General features: G+C 72.6%; 19 protein-coding genes. 9 read left to right on the forward strand and 10 right to left on the reverse strand.

Going from position 1 to position 22,749, the window contains the following annotated elements; genetic code table 11:
• The first annotated feature begins 37 nt into the window (after positions 1-37).
• Positions 38-319 carry a hypothetical protein gene (locus AC3EO4_RS33990; RefSeq protein WP_379570024.1) on the forward strand — a complete coding sequence of 94 codons (282 nt, stop codon included), beginning with the start codon at positions 38-40 and terminating at the stop codon, positions 317-319.
• 674 nt (positions 320-993) lie between these two features.
• Here the strand turns inward: AC3EO4_RS33990 and AC3EO4_RS33995 are convergent.
• Entirely contained in the window at positions 994-1,527 is a 534-nt protein-coding gene (locus tag AC3EO4_RS33995; protein WP_431899479.1) for a hypothetical protein, read from the reverse strand.
• 301 nt (positions 1,528-1,828) lie between these two features.
• Between AC3EO4_RS33995 and AC3EO4_RS34000 the strand changes: the two genes are divergently transcribed.
• The gene (locus AC3EO4_RS34000) at positions 1,829-5,971 is read left to right on the forward strand and encodes a cation-translocating P-type ATPase (protein WP_431899481.1); all 4,143 of its coding nucleotides are present in this window, start codon (positions 1,829-1,831) and stop codon (positions 5,969-5,971) included.
• A 101-nt stretch (positions 5,972-6,072) separates the two neighbouring features.
• On the forward strand, positions 6,073-6,198 hold the full coding sequence (locus AC3EO4_RS34005) for a hypothetical protein (RefSeq protein WP_379570019.1): 126 nt from the start codon (positions 6,073-6,075) through the stop codon (positions 6,196-6,198).
• Between the two features lie 115 nt (positions 6,199-6,313).
• On the opposite strand, the gene AC3EO4_RS34010 is transcribed toward AC3EO4_RS34005, so the two are convergent.
• Complete coding sequence (locus AC3EO4_RS34010; protein WP_431899483.1) at positions 6,314-7,759, reverse strand: purine-cytosine permease family protein; 1,446 nt, start codon at positions 7,757-7,759, stop codon at positions 6,314-6,316.
• A 102-nt stretch (positions 7,760-7,861) separates the two neighbouring features.
• Between AC3EO4_RS34010 and AC3EO4_RS34015 the strand changes: the two genes are divergently transcribed.
• Positions 7,862-9,421: a PucR family transcriptional regulator gene (locus tag AC3EO4_RS34015; protein WP_431899484.1), complete on the forward strand. Its 1,560-nt coding sequence runs from the start codon at positions 7,862-7,864 to the stop codon at positions 9,419-9,421.
• Between the two features lie 2 nt (positions 9,422-9,423).
• On the opposite strand, the gene AC3EO4_RS34020 is transcribed toward AC3EO4_RS34015, so the two are convergent.
• The 5 genes from AC3EO4_RS34020 to AC3EO4_RS34040 form a co-directional block, all read right to left on the reverse strand.
• Entirely contained in the window at positions 9,424-10,299 is an 876-nt protein-coding gene (locus AC3EO4_RS34020) for a polysaccharide deacetylase family protein (RefSeq protein ID WP_379570013.1), read from the reverse strand.
• Between the two features lie 8 nt (positions 10,300-10,307).
• Entirely contained in the window at positions 10,308-11,423 is a 1,116-nt protein-coding gene (locus AC3EO4_RS34025; RefSeq protein WP_379570011.1) for an oxidoreductase, read from the reverse strand.
• A 7-nt stretch (positions 11,424-11,430) separates the two neighbouring features.
• A complete protein-coding gene (locus tag AC3EO4_RS34030; protein WP_379570009.1) occupies positions 11,431-12,054 on the reverse strand; it encodes a DUF1989 domain-containing protein in 624 nt (207 codons plus the stop codon).
• Positions 12,055-12,159: 105 nt separating this feature from the next.
• The gene (locus AC3EO4_RS34035) at positions 12,160-13,485 is read right to left on the reverse strand and encodes a M28 family peptidase (protein WP_431899486.1); all 1,326 of its coding nucleotides are present in this window, start codon (positions 13,483-13,485) and stop codon (positions 12,160-12,162) included.
• Entirely contained in the window at positions 13,482-14,828 is a 1,347-nt protein-coding gene (locus AC3EO4_RS34040; RefSeq protein ID WP_431899488.1) for an MFS transporter, read from the reverse strand. Before AC3EO4_RS34040 ends, AC3EO4_RS34035 begins: the two co-directional genes overlap by 4 nt.
• 76 nt (positions 14,829-14,904) lie before the next feature.
• Between AC3EO4_RS34040 and AC3EO4_RS34045 the strand changes: the two genes are divergently transcribed.
• The 4 genes from AC3EO4_RS34045 to AC3EO4_RS34060 are packed head-to-tail and all read left to right on the forward strand — an operon-like array spanning position 14,905 to position 19,353.
• Positions 14,905-15,687 carry a GntR family transcriptional regulator gene (locus AC3EO4_RS34045; RefSeq protein ID WP_379570003.1) on the forward strand — a complete coding sequence of 261 codons (783 nt, stop codon included), beginning with the start codon at positions 14,905-14,907 and terminating at the stop codon, positions 15,685-15,687.
• Entirely contained in the window at positions 15,684-17,906 is a 2,223-nt protein-coding gene (locus AC3EO4_RS34050; RefSeq protein WP_431899490.1) for a GH36-type glycosyl hydrolase domain-containing protein, read from the forward strand. Before AC3EO4_RS34045 ends, AC3EO4_RS34050 begins: the two co-directional genes overlap by 4 nt.
• The gene (locus AC3EO4_RS34055) at positions 17,903-18,667 is read left to right on the forward strand and encodes a sugar isomerase domain-containing protein (RefSeq protein ID WP_379569999.1); all 765 of its coding nucleotides are present in this window, start codon (positions 17,903-17,905) and stop codon (positions 18,665-18,667) included. Before AC3EO4_RS34050 ends, AC3EO4_RS34055 begins: the two co-directional genes overlap by 4 nt.
• Positions 18,664-19,353, forward strand: coding sequence for an SDR family NAD(P)-dependent oxidoreductase (locus AC3EO4_RS34060; RefSeq protein WP_431899492.1), 690 nt, complete (start codon positions 18,664-18,666; stop codon positions 19,351-19,353). Before AC3EO4_RS34055 ends, AC3EO4_RS34060 begins: the two co-directional genes overlap by 4 nt.
• Positions 19,354-19,368: 15 nt before the next feature.
• On the opposite strand, the gene AC3EO4_RS34065 is transcribed toward AC3EO4_RS34060, so the two are convergent.
• Positions 19,369-20,196, reverse strand: a complete 828-nt coding sequence (locus AC3EO4_RS34065; RefSeq protein WP_379569995.1) for a poly(ethylene terephthalate) hydrolase family protein — start codon at positions 20,194-20,196, stop codon at positions 19,369-19,371.
• Positions 20,197-20,262: 66 nt separating this feature from the next.
• Positions 20,263-21,156, reverse strand: coding sequence for an EamA family transporter (locus tag AC3EO4_RS34070; protein WP_431899494.1), 894 nt, complete (start codon positions 21,154-21,156; stop codon positions 20,263-20,265).
• Here AC3EO4_RS34070 and AC3EO4_RS34075 point away from each other — a divergent pair.
• Entirely contained in the window at positions 21,139-21,804 is a 666-nt protein-coding gene (locus AC3EO4_RS34075) for a LysR substrate-binding domain-containing protein (RefSeq protein ID WP_379569991.1), read from the forward strand. The genes AC3EO4_RS34070 and AC3EO4_RS34075 overlap by 18 nt on opposite strands.
• Here the strand turns inward: AC3EO4_RS34075 and AC3EO4_RS34080 are convergent, their stop codons facing one another.
• Positions 21,805-22,668 carry a S1 family peptidase gene (locus AC3EO4_RS34080; protein WP_379569989.1) on the reverse strand — a complete coding sequence of 288 codons (864 nt, stop codon included), beginning with the start codon at positions 22,666-22,668 and terminating at the stop codon, positions 21,805-21,807.
• Between the last annotated feature and the right edge of the window lie 81 nt (positions 22,669-22,749).

The following is a 22,749-nucleotide window of genomic DNA, read 5'->3' on the forward strand; positions in this document are numbered from 1 at the left end:
GACTGACTCGCGGGTGGCGAGGGCGAAGGAGTGGCCGGTGACCCGGATAGCGCCCGCAGGCGCCGTCGACCTGGTGCGGCTCGGCCAGGAGCACCAGCTCGTCCGGCTGCGCGACCAGCTCGTCCTGCTCGGCGTCAACGCCGAGCTGCGGGACAACAACACCGCCCTCATGGTGCACCGGCCCGCCCCCGGCCTGCCCGTGTGGGTCTTCGTCGGGTACGGCGGGACCAGCTTCTCCTGGCAGAACGCCAACAAGCGGCATTCTGTGGACGATCCACGGGGAGCGGCCGCCGTGCTGGCGGAGTACGTCGCCCGCTAGACGCGACCCGCCGGTCCTGCCCCCACCCGGGCGGCACCCACCCGGGCGGCACCCGCTCGGGCGTATCCCCACTCGGGCCTGCCCCTGCTCGGGCGGGGCCCTCTTGGACGTGTACCCGCTCGACGTGCCCCCGCCGGGCGTGACCTGCCGGGTACGACCCTGTCGGGCATGACGGCGTGACGGCCATCCCGCGCTCCTCCGGGCGCGGCGATGGCCGTCGGCGTACATGGACGCTCGGGCTCGCCACAACCGGGCTGACAAATTCGGAAGAGGTACTACAAACCGGATATCTGATCATAAAACTGGGCACGGAATCCTTGTTCGCAACACGCGGCCTCGCGAAGGATGGGGAGACGAGGGCCGCCCCGGTGCTCGCGGTGCGCTGGTCGCGCCGGAGCGCGCCAGGGGCGTCCGGCGTCCTCCAGTGGGGGAGGAACCATGGCCGTTGCCCAGTCTCGGGCGCGCTCGTCCAAGGAGCTGACGCTCGATCTGCCGCTGCTCAGCATCCAGGTCCGTCCTCCCGAGCTGCGGATGCCGCGATTGTCGATGCCGCACGTCGAGATGCCGCACGTGCAGTTGCCGCATGTGGAGCTGCCGCGCATGTCCCGGCAGGAGATCGGTCATGCCGTGGACGTCGCGCGGACGTTCCTCCCGCCACCTGAGCGCATCGCCTACTACGGCGCGCTCGGTGTGCTCGCGGCGGTGGGCGTGCTCGAATGGCCGGTGGCCGCCGCCATCGGCGTCGGGTCGATGATCGCGCAGCGCGGGCGGGAGGAGGAGGGCGGGGCGTCGGCCCGCAGGGCGCGGGGGTCGACGGCCGCCGGCGACGGAAACCGTACCGCGGCGCCGCGGAGGGCCACCGCGTCGAGGACCACCACGTCGAGAAGCGCCGCGTCGCGCGGCACCGGGTCGAGAAGCACGGCGTCCCGGAGTACGGGGTCGAGAAGCACGGCTTCGAGGAGCACGGCTTCGAGGAGCGCCACGTCAGACAGCACCGCGTCCGGGAGCACGGCTTCGAGGAGCACCGCCTCACGAAGCACGGCGTCGAGGAGCAGGAGAGGCGCCGGCGCCTCGGAGAGCGACGCCGGGACCAAGACCACCACCTCGGGGAGCACCGCCGGGCCGAAGCGCGCCACCACCTCGGCCGCCGCGTCGAAGAGAGCCACCTCGGCCACCGCCACCTCGAAGCGAACCACCTCCCAGCGCAAGCCCGCCTCCTCCACCACGTCACGAGCATCCAGGACGGGGACCTCGGGGCGCGCGCGGTCGGGCGGGTGAGATCCGGTTTGCCACGTGCGCTGAGCAGCCCGCGTGCCTGCGCGGTTCCGCCGAGGGGGCGACATGTGGTCGTTCCCCGCTGACACGATCCTGGCCATGCTCCCCGAACCCGTGCGGAGCATGCTCCCCCGCCCGCGCCGGATACAGAGATGCGCCAGTGGAGTCCGCATCGAATTAAGGCGTGTCGGCGGCCCTGGCACGGAGGCGGCGGCGCGCGCCCTCGAGGACCGGTTGCGCTCGGCCGGTGTCGACCGCGCCGAGGTGAACGGCGCGCTCGGCTGCGTGTTCGTGGGCTGCGACCCGTCCACGGCCGACCTGGACAAGCTCGTGGCCATCGTCGACGAGCTCGACGTCGGCGACGGTCGCAGGGGGGAAACGCCGGCGCTCGACGGCGTCGAGCAGCAGGCCCGCGCCGCGGTGAGCCTCGGCCTGCACCTCGTCGGCACCGGGCTCGCCCTGGCCGGGCAGGTCGCCCGCCTGCCGAAGCTGCCGCCGGCCGTGCCCGCCGTCCTGGCGCTCGGCGAGCACGCGCCGCGGGTCCGGCGGGAGCTGGAGCGGTACATGGGCAGGCCCGCCGCCGAGGCGCTGGTGGCGTCGACGCGCATCGTGTCCCAGACGCTGTCGATGCGGCCCCTGTCGATGCTCATCGACTCCGTCGCAGCCGCAGGCCGCTACATCGACTCGTGCGCGGGGCGCCGAGCGTGGGAGCTGCGCGAGGAGGAGTTCGCCGAGGCCGACGGGGCCTACCGCCACACCGGCGTGGCGGAGCGGCCCCGCCCTGTTCCGCTGCCGCACGGACCTGTCGAGCGGTACGCCAACGCCGCGAGCGCCGCCGCGTTGACCGCGCAGGGCGTCACGACCCTGGTGAGCCGCGATCACGAGCGCGGGCTCTCCGTGCTCATCACGGGGATCCCGAAGGCCGCGCACGTCGGCAGGGACGCCTTCAGCAGCGCCCTCGTGCGCGCCCTCGCCGATCGCGGCGGGATGGTGCTCCGCCGCGACGCGCTGCGGTGCCTGGACCGCGTCGACACGGTCCTCCTCGACGCCGCCGCGCTCACCACAGGCGCGTGGACGATCGACGACGTGGTCCCGATCGACGCGGACGAGGACCTGGACGAGCTGCACACGCGGCTCTACACGCTGCTCGACCTCACCGATCCCGCGGCCGTGCGCGAGCGGGGCGGGTGGGCGGCAGGGCCGTACTCGGCGGCGCGCGAACCCTCGCACGTGCGCGCGTGGCGCAGGCAGGGGATACGGCCGGTCAGCGTCTCACGGCAGGGGACCCCGATCGCTCTGGTCGGGCTGGCGCCCGAGCTCCACCCGCTGGCCGAGGCCGTGGTCGCCGCCGCGAAGGGCGCGGGCAGCGTGTCCCTGGCCGGCGGGGAGCCGGGCCTCGGGCGGCGGCTCGGCGTGGACCAGCTCGTCGACGGCGGCTCCAGGCTGGTCGCCTCGGTACGGGCGCTGCAGGTCGAAGGCCATGTGGTGGCCGTGGTGTCCCGTACGTCGAGGCGGGGCCTGCGCCAGGCCGACCTGGGCATCGGCGTGCTCAGGGAGGCGCGGCGCGTGCCGTGGGACGCCGACGCGATCAGCGATCTCGACGGGGTCCACCTGTTGCTGCGCTCCGTGCCGTACGCGAAGAGGGCGAGCAGGCGCGGCATCCGGGTGGCCACCGCGGCAGGCGTCATCGGCGCGGGTCTGGCCGTGCTCGCTCCGGCCCGGACGGCGGTCGCCCGGGCGCACCTGCTTCGCGACTGCGCCCTGGTGGCGGCCCTGGTCGCGGGCGAGTGGGTCGGGCGCGACGTCAGGCGGACGGCGGCGCCGGTGCACGCCGACCGTACGCCGTGGCACGCGATGGCGGTCCCCGACGTCCTCACCCTGCTGCGCACGTCGCCGCGCGGGCTGAGCGAGAAGGAGAGCGCGCGCCGCAGGACGAAGAGGTCGCGGACTGAGTCCGCCGGGCCCACGTCCCTGGTCATGGCGTCCGTCGAGGAGCTCGCCAACCCGCTGACGCCGGTTCTGGCCGCGGGCGCGGGAATGTCGGCCGCGGTGGGCTCGGTCCTGGACGCCGTGCTGATCAGCGGCGTGATGGTGGTCGACGCGGTCATCGGCGGGGCGCAGCGGCGCGGTGCCGACAGGGAGCTGCGCCGCCTCACCGAGATCGCCGCCGTGAGCGTACGGCTGTGCAGGCCCGGCGGCGGCGTCTCAGGCGTGGCCGAGGACCTGGTGAAGGGGGACGTGATCGAGCTGCGCGCGGGCGACGCCGTTCCTGCGGACGGCCGGCTCATCCAGGCGGCCGGGCTCGAGATCGACGAGTCCACCCTGACCGGCGAGTCGCAGCTGGTGGCCAAGACCGCGACTCCCACCGCGGCGGCCGCCATCGCCGATCGCCGGTCGATGGTGTACGAGGGCACCACCGTCGCGGCCGGCCACGGCCTCGCCGTGGTCGTGGCGACGGGGGAGGAGACCGAGGCGGGCAGGACCGCAAGGCTCGCCACCGACGGGCCGCTGGTGAGCGGCGTGGAGCTACGGCTGCGCAGGCTGAGCCGCAGGATCCTGCCCGCCGCGGTCGGGTCGGGCATCGTCCTGATGGCGGCCGGCCTGCTGCGCGGCTCGCCATTGTCCGAGGCTCTCGCCCCTGCGGTGAGCCTGGCCGTCGCCGCCGTTCCCGAGGGGCTCCCCTTCATCGCCACCGTGGCCGAACTCGCCTCGAGCAAGCGGCTGTCCAAGCGCAACACGCTGGTCCGCAACCCGTCGACGATCGAGGCGCTGGGCCGGGTCGACGTGCTCTGCTTCGACAAGACGGGGACCCTGACCGAGGGCCGTATCAGCCTGCGCCAGGTCTCGGACGGAAGCAGCACCCGGCCGCTCGAGACGTTGACGCCGGAGCTGAAGGGGATCGTCGGCGCCGCGCTCAGGGCGGGGCCCCGCTTCGAGGGCGGGCGCGCCATCCCGCATCCCACGGACCGCGCCGTCGTCGAGGGCGCGGCCAGGCTGCACGTCGCGCCGAAGGACGGGCTGCGGGAGTGGCACCGGGTGGACGAGTTGCCGTTCGAACCCGCGCGCGGCTATCACGCGGTGCTCGGTCTGTCCGAGTCGGGCCACCTGCTGAGCGTCAAGGGGGCCCCCGAGGTCGTGCTCGACCGATGCGCGCAGCTGATGCGCGGTGGCAGGCAGGTCCCGATGGGCGCCAAGGCCAGGCGCGAGCTGGAGAAGGAGGTGGACAGGCTCGCGTTGCAGGGGTTCCGCGTGCTCGCCGTCGCCGAGCGCGGGGCGTCCAGCCGCGCCGATCTCGACGAGTCCCGTATCGAGCGCCTGTGCTTCCTGGGGTTCCTCTGCCTGGCCGATCCCGTACGGCCGACGGCGAAGCGGAGTGTGGACGGGCTCATGCGAGCCGGCGTGCAGGTCATCATGATCACGGGTGACCATCCGAGCACGGCCGAGGCCATCGCCGCCGAGATCCACGTCCTGAACGGCCAGCGGGTGATGACGGGACCCGAGCTCGACCGGCTGGACGACGACGCCCTGACCTCGGTGCTGCCCGAGGTGGCCGTGTTCGCGCGGACCACGCCGGAGCACAAGGCCCGCATCATCTCCAGCCTGCGGCGCGCGGGCAAGGTGGTGGCCGTGACAGGAGACGGCGCCAACGACGTCCCCGCGATCAGGCTCGCGGACGTCGGTGTCGCGCTGGGGCCGCGTGCCGCGCCCGCCGCGAGGGCGGCCGCCGACATCGTCGTGATCGACGACCGCATCGAGACGATCATCGACGCGATCTCCGAGGGCAGGGCGATGTGGGGCTCGGTCCGCGACGCGCTCGGCATCCTGCTCGGCGGGAACGTCGGGGAGATCGCCTTCACGCTGGGCTCGAGCCTGCTGTCCAGGCGAAGCGCGCTGAACGCCCGCCAGCTGCTCCTGGTCAACCTGCTCACCGACATGCTGCCCGCCATGGCGGTGGCCGTTCGCCCGCCGGGCGCCGCGAGCCCGGAGAAGCTGCTCGCCGAGGGGCCTGAGGCCTCGCTCGGCACCGCTCTGACACGGGACATCTACGTGCGGGCGGTCACCACCGCCGCGGCGGCGACCGCGGCGTGGCTGGTCGGCAGGATGACCGGCACGCGGGGCCGGGCGTCCACCGTCGGGCTCGTCGGGCTGGTGGCGGCTCAGCTGCTGCAGACGCTGGCGGTGGGGGGCCGGGATCGGGCGGTGTTCCTCGCGTCGCTGTTGTCGCTGGCGGCCCTCATCGTGATCGTCTCCGTTCCTGGTCTCAGCCAGGTGTTCGGCTGCCGCCCGATCGGCCCGTTCGGCTGGACCATCGGGCTCGGCTGCGCCGTCGCGGCCGCGCTGGCGGCGGCGCTGATGGAGCGGACGAGCGCCGAGTAGACATCGACGGTTCACCATACGGCCACCCCAATTGTGGCCTTACAGCAACATTTGTGGTGAATTATCTTGCTAACACTAGATTTCATCATGTGAGGTAGTCGGTGTCTGAATTTCTGGCCTCTGTGCTCGCGAAGGCGGCCATGATGCTCCTGGAAGCGCTGATCATGCGCATCGTCCAGGCCCTCGTCACGTCCCTCGTCGGCCGCGCCGCCTTCCGCCCGGCCTGATCCCCGCCACGCCGGCGGGGCCGGCGATCCCGTATGGTCGCGGGCGCGCCCGCGCTCTGCGAGCCGACGCTCCACCTGCGCTCGGCCCCGCGAACGGTCGCGCGGGGCCGAGCACTCAGACGTTCGCCGAGCGTGCCGCCTCCCGCGGGACGGCGACCCGGCTCCGGACGAGCAGGTAGTAGAGCCCGCCCGCCACCAGGCTGCCCGACAGCCACGAGAAGTCGGTGTCGTTCAGTGCCCGCGCGATGGGCCCCTGTGTGAGAGGCACCATGCCGAACTGCCAGCTCCACGCGGCCACGAGCCCCGCGGCCAGGCTCGCCAGCGCCCTCCAGTTGACCGGCCCGTACGGCGAGGCGTCATCGGTGTACAGCGAGCCCACGTCGACGCGGCCTCGCCGCAGGACGAAGTAGTCGACCAGGACGATGCTCGCCCACGGGCTGATCCACACCAGGATGGAGACCATCCAGTGATCGAAGGCCCTGGCGAAGTCGTCGGCCTGCACGAAGACCACCAGCACGACCGAGGCCACGGCTCCGGCGATCAGGGTCAGCTTCCAGCGGGCGATCCTGATCCCGACCGACAGCGCGGCGAGGGAGCAGGAGTACAGGTTCAGGATGTTGGTGGCCACGGGGCCGTGCATGACCAGCAGGAGCACCGGCACGGCCAGCGCGCCGAAGGTGTTCGTCACCAGGCTCGACGGGTCGCTGCCGCCGCTTCCGCTGCTCAGGTACGCGCCGAGGGCGGCGAGCCACACGGTGGGCAGGTACATGCCGAGCGCCGTCGACCAGAACACCGACGCGCCCGACGCGCTGGGACGGATGAAGCGGCTGTAGTCCGCGGAGTACGGCAGCCAGCTGATGCCCCAGCCGATGCCGATCGCCGTCAGCAGCTGGGTGACCGCGGTGAGCTTGGAGCCCGGCGCGGTGGCGGTGGAGGCCGTCCACTGCGGGTCGACCTGAACCGCGGCCAGGACCGTCATGACGCCCATGATCAGCACGGTGATCGGCACGGTGTACTTCTCGAAGGTGCGGATCGCGTAGAAGCCGTAGAGCGCCAGGCCGAGCTGCACGACCATGATGACGGCGGCGACCAGGTACTTCAGGCCCAGCCCTCCTTCCACGCCCATGCGCGCGAGGATCGCCAGCACCAGATCGAGGACGACCCACGTGTTGACCCCGACCCAGCCCATGGTCAGCAGTCCCTGGACGAGGCCGGGCACGATCGCGCCCCTGCGGCCGAAGGCGGCGCGGCCGATCACCATCTGGTTGACGGCCGTGCGGTGCCCCATCAGGTTGAACAGCCCGAACACCGCGCAGCCGACCAGGTTGCCGATCGCGATGACGGCGATGGTCTCGATGAGGCTGAGGCCCAGTGTCACGCCCAGGGAGCCGAGGACCCAGTTGATCGGGGCGATGTTCGCGCCGGTCCAGATCCAGAACTGCTGCCAGGGGGTGGAGTCGCGCGCGGGGGCGGGAATGGGCTCGACGCCGTGGGCGTCGAAGCGCACTCCCTCGCTCTCGCCCTCGCTCTCGGCGGCTGGGACGGCTGTACTCGATCGCATGATGTCCTCCTTGGTGACATTCCCCACACAAGCACGCGAACCTGCGAGCGGGGAGTGGAGGAAGCTCTAGAGAACGAAGCATCGGCTGTATAGAGTTCTAGTGTGTTCACGCTCGCGGCCCTGCTGCGTCACGCCTCACTCGAACTCCGCGTGCTGGTGCCCGGCCCGCCGGGCGCGCTCGACGCGCCCGTCGCCTGGGTGCACAACACCGAACTGCCCGACCCGTCGCGTTACGTGCGCGAGGGCGAGCTCGTGATGACGAACGGCCTGTGGGCCGATCAGGTGACGGCCGCGCGGTTCGTCGCCAACGTCAGGACGGCCAGGGCGGCAGGGATCATGTTCGGCCTGCGGGCGGAGACGCCGCGCACTCCCCAGGCGCTCGTCGACGCCTGCCGTGAGGCGGGGCTGCCACTGCTGGAGATCTCCGTGGCCGTGCCGTTCACCGAGGTCTCGCAGGTCGTCGCCGGCATGTCGACCGACGAACGCAAGCAGGCGCTGGTCAGCATGGTCCGCAGGGGAGACGCCCTGGCCACCGCGATCTCCCGCGGAGCGGGCGCCTCGGGCGTGCTCGACGTGCTCAGAGGCGATCACGATCTGCCCCTCGCGGTGGTCGACAGGATGGGGCGGTCGCTCGCGGTCGCAGGCGCCGAACTCGACGGGGACCAGCTGCACGCCGTTGCCGAGGGGCTGGCGAGGCGCCCGCCCGCGCTGGAGGTCGACCTCGGAGCCGCGGGTCGCGCGGCCCTGTTCCCCGTCGGGGCCGTCGGCGACATCGACGCCGCCCTCATCTGCCTCCAGCCGTTGCGCGAGCTCGCGGCGGTCGAGCGGGAGGCGCTGGAGCAGACGGCGCGCTTCCTCAGCCTTGAGGTCGCGAAGCAGCAGGCCGTCCAGGCGATCGAGATGCGCTTCGCCAGCGAGCTGCTGGAGATGGTCCTGTCGGGAGGCCGGCGCGCGGCCGAGGTACCCGGCCGGTTGCGGGCCTTCGGCGTGGATCCCGGAGGGCCGCTGGCCGTGTGCGCGGTGGCCTTCGCCGACGGAGAGGCCGCGACCATCCACGGCCTGGCCGAGGTGATCGGCGAGTTCTTCGCGCGGGAAGGAGTGCCGGCTGTCGTGGCAGGCGGCACCCAGGACGTGGTCGCGGTGCTGCCATGGCGCAACCCCGAGAGCGAGCTGCCGCTCCTGGCCCGGCGTCTGGTGAGCGGCATCGAGCGGCGCTTCCCCGGCCTGCGCCCCGTCGCGGGGCTGAGCGGGCTCGCCCCGCACGCGGCGGAGCTGCGGCCCCGCCTGCTGCAGTCGCGCGAGGCCTGCCGGGTGCTCCGCCGTACCCGCTCGGGGCCCGCCGTGCGCGGCTTCGCCGAGCTGGGCACGCACCGGCTGCTGCTGGGGCTGCTCGACGAGGAGACGCTGCACCAGTTCTCCCACGAGCTGCTCGGCCCCCTGCGGGAGCACGACGCACGGCGAGGCGGGGAGCTGGAGCTGACGCTGCGCGCCTTCCTCGACCACGACGGGCAGTGGGCGGCGACGGCAGGGGTGTTGCACGTCCACGTCAACACCCTGCGCAACCGCCTGACCAAGATCACGGAGCTGACCGGCAGGGACGTGGGCCGTACAGAGGACAGGGTGGACCTGTTCCTGGCGCTGACCATCGACGCCATGGACTGACCTCAGCCGGGATAGACCTCCGGGTCCACCTCCGGGGGCCGTGGCCTGCGCACCGTCAGGCCGGCGTCCGCGGCGGCGACGGCGGCCAGGTCACCGCAGCGGGCGAAGGAGACGTCGGAGCAGCCCTGCGCGTACTCGATGAACTGGCGCAACGCCATCGCCCGGCCGGGACGGCCCGACAGGAACGGGTGCACGCACAGGTTGAACAGGCCCCCGTAGTGGCGCATGCCGTCGAGTTCGGCCCGCCAGAGTTCGAGGACCTTCACCGGGGACTCGATGACCGATCCGATGTGCGGGGCGGGCAGGAAGGCGTACTGCTCCCAGTCGTCGAGCGACCAGTGCACGGGCAGCTCGACGATCTCCCCCGCCGCCGTGGCCACCTTGTACGGCCGGTCGTCGCCCATCAGGGAGGAGTCGTAGCGCAGGCCGTACTCGGCGACCAGCTCGCCCGTCTGCCAGGTCGCCTCCCACAGCGCCGCCCGATGCCCCAGGATCTCGATGCCCTGCTTGTCGAAGACCGCCAGAGCGCGCTCGAAGTCGGCCCGTTCCTCCTGCGGGGTCATCGACGTGGGCGGCCGGTGGCTGTAGGAGTGGTGCGCGACCTCGTGCCCCCGCTCGGCGATCGAGGCGGCCAGCCCGGGCCGATGCTCGGCCACCCAGCCCGGCACGAAGAACGTCGCGGGCACGACCAGCTCGTCGAGCAGGTCGAGGATGCGGGGCAGGCCCACTTCGGGACCGTAGGCCTGGTGGGACATCGTCATGGCGTGGTCGGCGTACTCGCGTCCCTGGGCGAGGATCGGCGTCTCCGCGTCAACGTCGAAGGTCAGCGTCACGACCGCGGCGGCCTCGCCCTGCCAGGTGTTGTGCGTCTTGCTCATGTTCTTCCTTACCGCGCTTCGACGGCCTGCCGCCACAGCCGGGCGTGGCTGAGTGTCGCCATCGGCTGCAGCATCTCGTGGTCGAACGCCGCGAGGGGCGTCCCCTCGGCCAGGCGCCGGGGGAAGTCGGGGTTGGCGAGCGCTCCCCTCCCGATGGCCAGCACGTCGGCGTGGCCGTCCTCCAGGACGGTCGCCGCCTGGCCGGGGTCGTGCATGCCGCCGTTGGCCACGACGGGCAGGCCGGTCACCTTGCGGGCCAGACCGGTGATCGTGATGCCCCCGTCCAGGGTGGCGGTCTCGATCCAGTCCCGGCCTTCGCTGGCGATGTGCAGGTAGGTCGGGCCCGCCTCGGCCAGGGTGGCGAAGATGATCTCCGCGTCGCGGGCGCCGCCCGCCCACCGGTGCGTGAAGTCGTTGACCTTGGTCTGCGACAGCCGTACGCCGACGCAGAAGTCGGGGCCGACCTCCTCGCGGACGGCGGAGACCACCTCGGCCGTCAGCCGCGCCCGGGCGGCGACGGAGCCTCCGTAGCGGTCGTCGCGCAGGTTGGTGTAGTCGGTCAGGAACTGGTCGAGCAGGTAGCCGTTGGCGGCGTGCAGCTCGATGCCGTCGAAGCCGGCCTGCCTGGCCCGCGCCGCCGAGAGCGCGAACCCGCGCACCGCCGCGTCGATGTCGTCCTGGTTCATCTCCCTCGGCGTCGGCCACGGGCCGTACCCGCCGTACTCGGGCATCTTCAGCCCGCGGGGCGTGACGGCCGAGGGCCCCGCCGTGTCCTCCCGGTAGCGGTTGCCCTGCGACAGGGCGCCCGCGTGCATGAGCTGGAGCACCATGGGCGCTCCCGCGGCGCGCACCTGGCCGGTGATCTCCCGCCACGCCGCCACGTGCCCGTCCGTGACGATTCCCGGCTGGTTGGCGTACCCCTGGCTGAAGAGCGTGTCGGTGTAGGTCCCCTCGGTGATGACGAGGGAGAACCCGCCCTCCGCGTACGCGCGGTAGTAGTCGGCCATCTCGGCCGTCGGCGTGCCGTCGGCGGTGGCCGACACCCTGGTCATGGGCGAGACCGCGAGCCGGTTGGCCAGCTCGAGTCCGCCGATCCGGTCCGGTCGCAGCGCGGGATGCGTCATCGCTCGTTCACTCCTTGGTGTCGTTGGGGTCGTCGTGGCCGTCCAGCAGCTCGATCGCCAGCGGGGTCGGCTTGTGCCCGTTGATCTCCACGAGGTCCTGCGGGCAGGCCGACACCGCGACCACGCAGTCCATGACGGCCTCGAACGTGATCGCGTCGCCCGCGCGGCTGATCGCGCTCAGCCAGCTCAGCCGGCCGCCGTCCGCCACGGGGATCCGCATGAACACGTTGACGGGCTGCGGCGTGCCGGGAAAGGTCAGGCCCAGGTGGTCCAGGCTCCGGCGCAGGTTGTCGGCGCACGAGGCGTGGTAGCCCCGCACGCCGAGCGCGGCGTACCGGTTGGCGTCGCAGGCGGCGATGAGCATGTCATGCCAGCCCGGGGAGGTGTCGTCCGCCAGGGTGAGGATGGGCCTGCGGCGGTCGGTGACGAAGTGCTCCCCCCGAGCGGGGAACAGGCGGCTGGTGGAGGCGCGGGTGTGGGACGCGCTGAGATGCTCGGTCACGTCGTCGGCGGCGAAGGCGAAGACGTCGCCGACCTGGCCGCCCTCGAGATCGACGATCCGTACCCGCTGCCCGGCTCCGACCTTGACGGCCCGGCCTTCGCTGGCGGGCACGATGAATCGCGAGTGCATACGCACAGCGAAACACGGGCCGGACATGTCAGGACATGGACGTCGCTCCAGTGTTCAAGGCATGGGATGGAGGATCCTCCACCACAAGGGCGATGCGCGCACCGGTCATCGGGCTGCCGGGGACCGGGTCCACCCGTCGGTGCCGAGCACGATGCGGACGGCCGCCCTGGTGAGCGGCTCCAGGGCGGCCTGGTCGACCTTGTCGACGGTGTCGGCGGAGTCGAACAGGTACATGGGCGCCGCGAGGAAGTGCACCAGCGGCACCTTCTCGGGGAAGAAGAACGCGCCGTCCGTCAGCGGCATCGGGTCGAACAGATCGGGCCGCACGACGAACGAGCGGCGCAGGTCCTCGGCGACGAGCGTGTCGTGGACCAGCTTCTCCAGCGGCGGATCCTGGGTGGTGAACCACCAACGGGGCTCGGGGTCGGCGGTCGGCACCAGGGCGCCGTCGACGACCTCGCAGCGCAGGGCCGCGTGCTCCAGGTGCAACTGGAGCACGACCTTGCCGAGCAGGTCCCTGTTGGCGGCGATGAAGGCCCTGGTGCCGACCGCGTGGGCCATGTGTCCAGCGGTGAGCAGGAACAACAGGTTGTGCGGCCGCTGCTCGCTCGGCACCTGCGACCAGTACCGGGCCGCGGCCAGCACCAGCGCCACGCCCGAGGCGTCCTCCACGGCCGAGGCCCATGGCGCGTCGTGGTGCGACCCGATGATCACCCACTGGTCGGAGCGGCCAGGCAGCACGCCGGTTACGTTGCGCGACACGGCGGGCCGTACCTCCGCCTCGACGCCGAGTGTCGCCGTGCACGGCCCGCGGGACATGAGGGCGAGCAGCGCGCGGGAGTCGTCGCGCGACAGCCAGACCGCGGGGATGGGCCGGCGGACCGCGTCGTAGGGCACGTAGTGGTCGCGGCTCTCCCACGGCATGCCGGTGAAGGCGCCGACGAATCCGGCCGCGCCGGCCTCGATCGTCGCCCGCAGGCCGGCCATCGCGTCCAGGTCCATGGGCAGGATCTGTTCGAGGTCGTCGAAGACGCCCTCGGGGTCGTAGAACGACGTCGCGGCCTCCCGCAGCAAGGACTGGGGGAGCCGCCCGAGCGCGCACTCCCGCACCACGATGGCCCCCGGCTCGGGCGTGCGCGCCAGCGGCGCCGTCACCCTCGCCTTCTCCATCGTGTACGGCAGCGCGAACGCCGCCACCTCGACGACCATGGCGGGGTCGGCGTCGAGGTGGGCCCGCAGGGTGGCGCCGACCGGGTGCCAGGCTTCCAGCTCGACCGGCGGCAGCCGTACGTCTTCCAGGCCGAAGTCCGTGAACAGCCCCGCGGCCCACTCCGCCACCCGGTCGTCCGCCCGGTAGCCGGGGCGCCGGACGCCTTCCGCGACCACCGTCTCGATCCACTCCATCATCTGGGCGGCGCTGGGCACGATCACGCGATCGCCTCCTGACGTCGTTCGGCGAGCTCGGCCGCGACCTGGGCGGACAGTTCCTTGGTCACGGGGTAGGCGAGGAAGACGATGGCGCCGGCCACCAGCACGGCGGCGGGCAGCAGGGTCATCGCGAAGACGATCCCGTCCAGCGCCTGCTCGCTCTGCCGCGCGCCGCCCACGTAGCCGGTGAGCGCAAGCGTGTAGGCCACCATCGCGCCGCCCAACCCCGCGCCCGCCTTGGCGGCGAAGGCGGCCAAGGAGGTGAACGCGCCCTCCGCGCGCTGGCCGAAGCGCCACTCGGCGTAGTCCACGAGTTCGGCGATGGTGGCGTTGGCCGCGGTGAGCGTCGCCCCGCCGCCCACTGCCGTCACTCCCATCAGAACCAGGACCAGCGTGACGTTCGAGTGCGCCGCCCAGATCGCCACGGACGGCGCGGCGGACAGCGCCAGCGCGCCCAGCAGGGCGGCCTTGAGCCCGACGCGCCGGATCAGCGCGGGCACCAGGAGCGCGCCCAGCATCGTCGGCGGGACCATGGCCAGCGCCGCGACGCTGATCAGCGACCTGTCGCCCACGTTGTAGGTGAAGTAGTAGACGCTGGCCCCACCGGCCGCGATGGCCGTCGACGCGCTGAGCTTGGCGGTGACCAGGACCATCGCCGCGCGGTTCGTCAGGATCAGGGTGACCAGCCGGCGCAGGCCGTACCGTCGCGGGTCCACCGGGCGGACGCGCTCGCGCACCCTTCCCGGCACGATCGCCATGACGGTCAGCGACGCGACGACCAGGCAGAGGGCCCAGACCTGCCAGCCGGTCCGCTCGTCGGCGAAGGAGGAGACCACCGGGATGGTCGCCACGTTGATCACCAGCACGCCGAGGATCCGGCCGAACGTCGACAGCCCCGCCAGGCGCGATCGTTCGGCCGTGTCGGCGGCCATGGTGGGCAGCAGGGAGATGAACGGCAGGTCGACCAGGTCCGCGACGAAGCCCCACAGCAGGTAGGTGACCCAGGCGGCCAGGAGCGGCCACGGTGTCCAGAGGGGCGCGAGGAACACCGCGAGAAAGCCGGCCGACGCCAGCAGGGCGCCGGCGAAGAGGTACGGGCGGTAGCGGCCGCCGCGCCTTTCGGGGAGATGGTCGATCACGTATCCCATGAACGGGTCGCCGACCGCGTCGAGGAGCCTGGCCACCAGAAGCAGCGTGCCGACGGCCGCCGCGCCCAGCCCGACCACGTCGGTGAGGTAGATGAGGATGTAGGAGCCGATGGTCCCGCTCAGGAGGTTGATCCCGAAACCGCCGCCGAAATAGGCGAGCCGTTCGCCTCTCATCGTCTGCCCAGTTAAGACCGCCATGACGGAGCACCTCCGTTGACAGGGACCCTGTTGGCGGAAAAGATACGGTCGTCCGTACAAATTGGGAAGAGGGCGGATGACCGACATCGACTGGGCGCGGCGGCTGGCACTCGAGCCCGGCGCAGCCGTCCCTCTCTACTACCAGCTGCGCGAGCGCCTGCGCGCGGTGATCGCCGACTACGCGCCCGACACCCCCATCCCCGCCGAGAAGGACCTGATGACCTTCGCCGGGGTGAGCAGGGCGACCGCGCGGCGGGCGATCGGCGACCTCGTCCAGGAGGGGCTGCTGGTGGCCAGGCAGGGCAGCGGCACCTACACGGCGCCGCTCGGGGTCGCCTCCGAGCTGGGGGCCAGGCCCGCCGGCTTCACCGAGGCGATGGCCAGGCTGGGGCGCAGGCCCACCACGCGGGTGCTGGAGGCGAAACCGCGGCCGTGCCCCGCCGCCGTGGCACCCGCGCTCGGGCTCGAGGCGGGGGCGGAGATCGTCTTCCTGGAGCGGCTCAGGCTCCTCGACGGCGAGCCCTGCATGATCGAGAGCGCCCATCTCCCCTCGGAGCTGGTGCCCGGCATCCTCGAAGAGGACCTGACCGGCTCCCTGTACGGCCTGCTGCGGCTCAAGTACGGGCTGAGCCCCGCCTCGGGCAGGGAGACGATCGGCGCGGTCAACGCCGACTACCGGCTGGCCGGGCTGCTGCACGTCCCCATGGCCGCGGCCCTCCTGGCGACCAGCAGGACGACGGCCACCGAGGCCGGCCTGCCCCTGGAGTACACGATCCGGCACGCCAGGGGTGACCTGGCCGTCTTCTCCGTCGAGCTCAACGACGCGAAGAACGTCCTGCTCGGCCAGGCCGGGCCGTGAGCGCCTTCGGCGAGTGGACGACCCTCCACGGCCTGCCCGCCTTCTCCTACACCATGGACCAGGAGCGCGACCCGCGCGCGCTGTGGGACCCGATCCTCGACCCGCCGACGCGCAGGCACGTCGTCCACCTCGGCAACCGGCGGATCACGCTGGTCGCCGACAACTTCGGCCGCTGCGACCTGTTCGACGAGCACACCGGGCTGCGCTGGCTGACCCGCGGCACCGGCGTGAGCAGGATCGGTGACCTTTCGACCGAGGGATCCACGGCCGAGCGCCTGTTCGGGCCGACGTTCGTGGTGGTGCGGGCGGCCGACGAGCGCGTGTCGATCGAGCGCACGGTGCTCTGCCCCGAGGGTGAGCAGCCGTGGGTCCTCATCAGGCTGCGGGTGCGCAACCTGACCGGCGAGCCCTTACGGCTGGCGCTGACCGAGGAGTGGGACAGCCGCCCCGCCGACATCAGGCTGATCAGCGGCTCCGCTCCCGCTGCTGATCCCGGGCTCGAACTGGAGTCGCCGGGCGGGGAGCGGAGCGGGTCGGGACGGCTCACCGTCGCGCTCGACCTGGAAAACGAGACGGTCCTGGAGTTCCGCTACGGCCTCCTCGCCGAGGACACCTCCGGGAACGCCACGGGCACGGCTTCCGGGGACGCCGCCTCCGGAGCCGCCCCCGGAGCCGCCGCCGGCGCGGGCACCGGTTTCGGAGGCGCCGGTTTCGGAGGCGCCGGTTTCGGAGGCGCCGGTTTCGGAGGCGCCGGCTTCGGGGGTGCCGGCTTCGAGGACAGCCTGGCGAAGCTGGCCGCGCGGCTGCCGCGGGCGCGTGCCGCGCAGGCCCCCGAGGCCGAGCGGGAGATCCCGTGGCACGCGGCGCTGCTGACGGGCGGCGCGTGCGCCGACGGCGTGCTCGGCGGGCACACCCTGGACCAGGGATCGTGCTACTCGTTCAGGCACGGCTTCAACGGGGCCGCGCGCGACCCGCTGCAGCACGCGCTGCCGCTCGTGTACACCGAGCCCGACCTTGCCCTGTCCGTGCTGCGCAACACGTGCGCGTGGGGGAGTCCCGACGGGGACCTGCCGTACGCGCTGCGGCCGGACAAGTCGCCGTGGACCGAGCTGTTCCGGCCCTCCGACCAGAACCTGTGGGCGCTGTGGCTCGGAGCGGAGTACCTGGCCGCGACAGGGGACGCGTGGGCCTTCGGCGAGGCCGTGCCGTACCACCCCGCGCACGCCGCGCAGGCGGTGCCGCTCGGGGAGAACCTGCGGCGGCAGTTCCGGTTCTTCGCCGACGTCGTCGGCAGGGGCGGGCACGGGCACGTGCGCATCCTCAACGCCGACTGGAACGACCTGGCGATCTCCATGAGCGGCGTGCCGAGGCAGGAGATGATCGAGCACGGCGAGTCCGTGCTGAACTCGGCGATGGCCGCATGGGTGCTGCCCCGCTACGCGGCGCTGGCCGAGCGGCTCGGCGACCACGCCACGGGGGCCGAGGCGCGCGAGCTCGGCGAGGAACTGCGCGCCCTGGTGGTCGGCGAGTGGAACGGGCGCTGGTTCCGCCGCGCCTACGGTCCTGGAGCCGTGGTCGGCGAGGACGACCTGTGGCTGGAGGTCCAGCCGTGGGCGATCCTCTGCGGCGCCGCGCCGCCCGAGCAGGCGCGCGAGCTGCTGGAGCGGATCGAGGACACGGCCGCCGCCGGGTCCCCGCTGGGCGCCAGGGTCAGGTGGCCCGCCGCGCCGGGAGCCGACGGCGCGATCTGGTACGCGATCAACATGACGCTCGTCTGGGCCGCGGCCGCACACGCCCCCGAGCTCGGGTGGGCATGGTGGCGGCGGATGTCGCTGGCCGCGCACGCCGCGGCCTACCCGGACGTCTGGGAGGGCACCCTGTCGGGGCCGGACGCCTACCTGCCGCCCGAGTCGGCGCGCCCGGGGCGTACGTGGGACCTGGCCGACGTCGGCGTCGCCATGCAGGCCTACCCGGTGGCCAACCTGCACGCGCATGCCCAGCCCCTGCTGGCCTACCTGCGCCTGCTCGGCGTCGAACCCGGCCCGTCAGGCGAGCTCCGCGTCGGCGGCGGGGCCCGGTTCCAGAGCGCGGTGCTGACCGTCGGCGCCCCGCTCCGCGGAGAACCGTCGCCACTGCCGGGAGAGACGTCGCCACCCCGGGGAGGACCGTCGCCACACCAGGGAGAAGCGTCGGCGCTTCGAGGAGGGACGTCGGCATGAAGTGGATCAGGCGTGCGGTCGAGCTGCTCGGCGAGATCGAACGCAGCCAGGAGGAGGCGATCGAGGCCGCGGCCTCGATCGCCGCGCGGGTGATCGGCGGCGGGGGCGTGGTGCACACGTTCGGCACCGGGCACTCCCGGATGGGCGTGGAGGAGATGTTCCCCCGCTACGGCTCGTACCCGGGCTTCCATCCCATCGTGGAGCTGTCGATGACGTTCTACACGCAGGTCGGCGGGCCGAACGGGATGCGGCAGGCGATGTTCATCGAGCGGGTCGAGGGGCTGGCAGGACAGATCCTGGCCAACTACGAGCTGCGGCCGACCGACGCCGCGATCGTCTTCAGCGTCAGCGGGCTGAACGCGGTCCCGATCGAGCTGGCCATGGGGCTGCGCAAGGCCGGTGTGCCCGTGATCGCGGTGACGTCGATGCGCGAGACGACCGCGGCCGAGCCTGCCCACCCGAGCGGGACCCGGCTGGCCGACCACGCCGACGTGGTGGTCGACCTCTGCACGCCCGTCGGCGACGCGCTGTGCGGGATCGACGGGGTGGCCGAGCCGGTCGGCCCCGGCAGCACCCTGGCCGCCGTCGCGGTGGTCAACGAGATCAAGGTCCGTACGGCCGAGCGGCTTGCAGGGGACGGCCTGCTGCCGCCGGTCATCTCCAGCGCCAAGCTCGTCGGGCCGCGGCGAGCCGAGGAGCTGTTCGAGGCCGCCTACCTGGAGCACGCCCGCAGGGCGGCCGAGGTGCTGAGGAAGCCATGACCGTCCTGGTGGCCGGATCTCATGGCGGCATCGGCAGGGCCTGCGTCGAGGTCGTGCGGGCCGCCGGCGGCACGGCCTTCGGCGTCGACCTGGCCGACGGTATCGACATCACCAGGCCCGGCGGCGCCGAGCAGGCCGTCGCCAGGGCGGTGTCCGCCCATGGGAGGATCACCGGAGTCGTGCACGCGGTCGGCATGTCCGGCAGGTCGCTCGGCGACGGCGGCATCACCGAGTGCGGCGACGCGGCCTGGAGCGAGGTGCACAGGGTCAACCACGAGTCGGTGTTCCGGCTGCTGCGCGCCACCGTCCCGGTCATGGAGCAGGGCGGCTCGATCGTGGTGATCGGCTCGGCGCTGGGCACCTCGATCGACGACGACTTCCGCACGGTGGCGTACGCCTCGGCGAAGGGCGCGCTCATCCCGCTGATCAGATCGGCGGCCAGGGAGGCGGCCCCGCGCGGCGTGCGGATCAACCTGATCTCCGCCGGTCTCGTCGCCACCCCGATGAGCCGTCGCGCCCAGGCGGATCGCGCCATCCAGGCCAGGCTTCCCAGGCTCATGCCCCTGGGGGCCGCGCTGTGCGACCCCGCCGACATCGCCGCCGCCGTCCTGTGGCTGCTCTCCTCTGCCGCGCACCGCACCACGGGCGCCGTCATCCCCGTCGACGGCGGCTGGCACCTGCGGTGACGGTGGACGGCGCGGTCAGGGCAGATTCTTCTGGGCGGCGTTCTCCCACGACGGGTTGGCGCCGATCTCGGGAGCGGGGCCGGCGAAGGCGCCGCGCGCGGTGGGGTCGCCCTGCAGGGTGTACATCAGCCACGCGGTCAGGTATCCGAGGAAGCCGCCGCCCGTGCCCTGGATCGTGTTGTGGCCCGCCCCCTTGAGCATGGCCTTGGCGGCGGCGCCGGGGACGGCGTTGTAGTAGCCCTGGACGGCGGAGTGCGGGGAGATCAGCCAGTCGTTCGAGCCGCTGAGGAACAGCACGGGACAGGTCAGCAGGTCCACGGAGAACCTGTCGCCGGCGCTCACCAGTCCGGGGGCGGGCAGCGCGATCGGCACCACTGACGTGATCAGGCCGCCTGACTTGGTTGCGGTGTTGACCGAGCCGCCCGCGCCCTGCGAGTGGCCGACGGCGCCGACCCTGGTCACATCGAGCTTTCCGTGGAAGACGCTGGCCGGATCGGCGTTCCTGTCGACCAGGTACCGCGCGGCGTCGATCATCTCCGCACCGGTGCCGGTCGTCTTGTCCGTCGAGGCGACCACCGCGAAACCCCAGGAGGCGAGCCGGCCGAGCACGCCCGCGTACTGCGAAGGCACCGCGTTCGTGCCGTTGCCCCAGGTGACGATCGGGTGTTTGAAGCCTCCGGCGCCGAGGTCGGCGGGGTAGTAGAGCTTGTACGCGGTGCCGACGTCGGCGGTGGCGACCGTCCACGGTCCCGCGACCTTGTAGAGGGACTCGATCGTGGCGGTGGCGTGCGCGGGGGAGACCATGATGCCCAGTAACAGCACCACGGCGGCCAGAAGCCTCATACAGCCTCCACATGTTGTACGGATGACCGTATCTTTCGCGGAGGCGGGACCGCTGTCAATGCTCGATCAACCGGTGGCGTCCCGCCGGCCGGGCGCCAGGACGCTGACGGCGTTGGCCGCGACGATCGCGCCGATGCTGAGCCACGCGCTCCATTCCAGCGACTGGCCCAGGATCACCAGGCCCACGAGCGCGGCCAGGACGGGATTGACGCTCATGAAGACCCCGAAGAAGTGGGCGGGGAACCGGCGCAGCGCGAACAGGTCGACGAGGAAGGGCAAAGCCGAGCACAGCACCCCGGCCGCGCCCGCGCGGGCCAGGGCTTCGAAGGTCGGCGGGTGCTGGACGAGGACGACGACGCCGACGGGCACGAACATCAGCGCGGACAGGCCGGCGGCCGCTGCCGATCCTTCGGCGCCGGGCAGCCGCCGGCCGATGGTGCGGTTGAGCAGGATGTAGGAGGCCCAGCACACCGCCGCCAGCAGGCTGAGCCCGATGCCGAGATAGTCCGTCGTCGGCTGCGGGCGGGTCAGCGCGACCACGCCGAGACCCGCGACCACCGCGCAGGCGACGTCCACCCGGCGCCGCGAGGTGGACAGGGCCACGGCCAGCGGCCCGAGGAACTCCAGCGTCACCGCCAGGCCGAGGCCGACCCGGTTGATCGCGCTGTACAACGACAGGTTCATGGTCCCGAAGACGAGCGCCAGCAGCAGGACGGGCCACCACTGCCGCCAGGTGAACGTCCAGATTCTCGGCCTGCCGACGGCCAGCAGGACGATCCCGGCGACCCACTGCCGCATGGCCACGACACCGGCGGGCCCGATGACGGGAAAGGCCAGCGCCCCGATCGCCGCGCCGACCTGGTTGGACAGGCCGCTGCCGAACAGCATCGCGGCGCCCGCCCAGCGCGCCTGCTCAGGGTAGGCGCCGACGGCTGGGGACGCGTGTTCCGTCGTCTGCATGCGCCCAGCCTGCGGCAGTTCGTCCCATCCGCCACCGGTCACACCCGCCTGCGCATCGGCTACGCGTGGTCGGCCATGGGCCGCCACACGCTGGCCTTTCAACGCCGATGGGCCGCCCTGCGCCCGGACACCGAGCTGAGGCTCGTCCGCACCAACTCCGCCACCGCGGGGCTGGCCGAAGGCGCGTGCGACCTCGCCGTCGTCCGCATCCCGCCCGACCCGCGGCGCTTCGACGACGTGATCGTCGGGCTCGAGCGGCGCTTCTGCGCCGTGGCGGCCGACGATCCCTGGTCCAGGCGCCGTTCCATCCACCTGGCCGAGATCAGCGATCGCACGCTCCTCATCGACCGGCGCACAGGGACGACCACGCTCGACCTGTGGCCCGCGCAGGCTCGCCCGCAGGTCGAGTACACCAACGACATCGACGACTGGCTCGCCGTCATCGCGACGGGACGCTGCGTCGGGGTCACCGCCGAGGGGTCCGTCGCCCAGTACCCCAGGCCGGGCATCGTCTACCGGCCGCTGCGCGATGCCGCGCCCATCCCCGTACGGCTGGCCTGGTGGCGCGACGACCCGCACCCGGCCACGCCGGCGGCCGTCGAACTGCTCACCGAGCTCTACCGTGAGGGGGCCGACGCCGGCCTGTGATCAGGAGGCGCTGTGCAGCCCCGCGCCGATGGTCTCGGTGATCCAGGCGCGGTAGTGGGTCACGTCGGTCCAGATCCCGACCCCGGGACCGCCGTCGGGGTTGGTGGAGCAGCCGGCGCCGCCGTCCATGGGGTCTTCGACGTCGTCGCCGTCACGCGAGGTGGCTCCGATGAGCTCCCACCTGCCGGCCACCTGCCGGATCTGCGGGCCGCCGGAATCGCCGTTGCAGGCGCTGGCCGCACGGCCCTGGCGCTCGCCGGTGCACAGCTCGGCGCCGCGGTGGAGGAAGACGCACCTGTCGTCGGGCACGCGCACGGTGTCGAGCTCGTGGAGCCGCTGCGTCTTGCAGGCGGGATCGTTCTTGTCCTCGCACACCAGGCCCCAGCCGATGACGCGGGTCGGCTCGCCCACCGCGCCGGGCTCGTCGGCGACGCGGATGGGCTCAAGGGGTACCTTCCGGTCGAGCTGGACCAGCAGGATGTCGGCCTTCGGCCCTCTCCTGCCGCTGTGGCCCTGTCCGGGATAGGTGACGAAGCGCTTGACGCCTGCTACCACTCCGCCCTTGTCGCGGTCGAGGGAGCCGACCCGTACCTGCGTCTTGCCGGGCTTGATGAGGCCCTTGCAGTGCGCGGCGGTGACGACCCAGTCCGCGGCGACCAGGGCGCCGCCGCAGTGGTGCTCGGGCAGGTCACGCAGTTGGAAGGAGACCATGAACGAGTACGGCTGCGCCGACGCCTGCCCGCCGATGATGGCGGGACGGCCGGAGCCGGCGGACGCGACGGCCGCGGCGGCGGGGATCAGCGCCAGCCCGGCGGCCATGAGGGCTGCGAGCACCGCCGCTCGTCTGCGGGTTGCCTTGAACACACACATCTCCATCATTTGAGTGGCGTGGCGGGGGAGACACCTGGAACGTTCCGCGATTCACTTACGGTTCTCCGGCGGCAG

Source organism: Nonomuraea sp. bgisy101, from assembly GCF_057708945.1.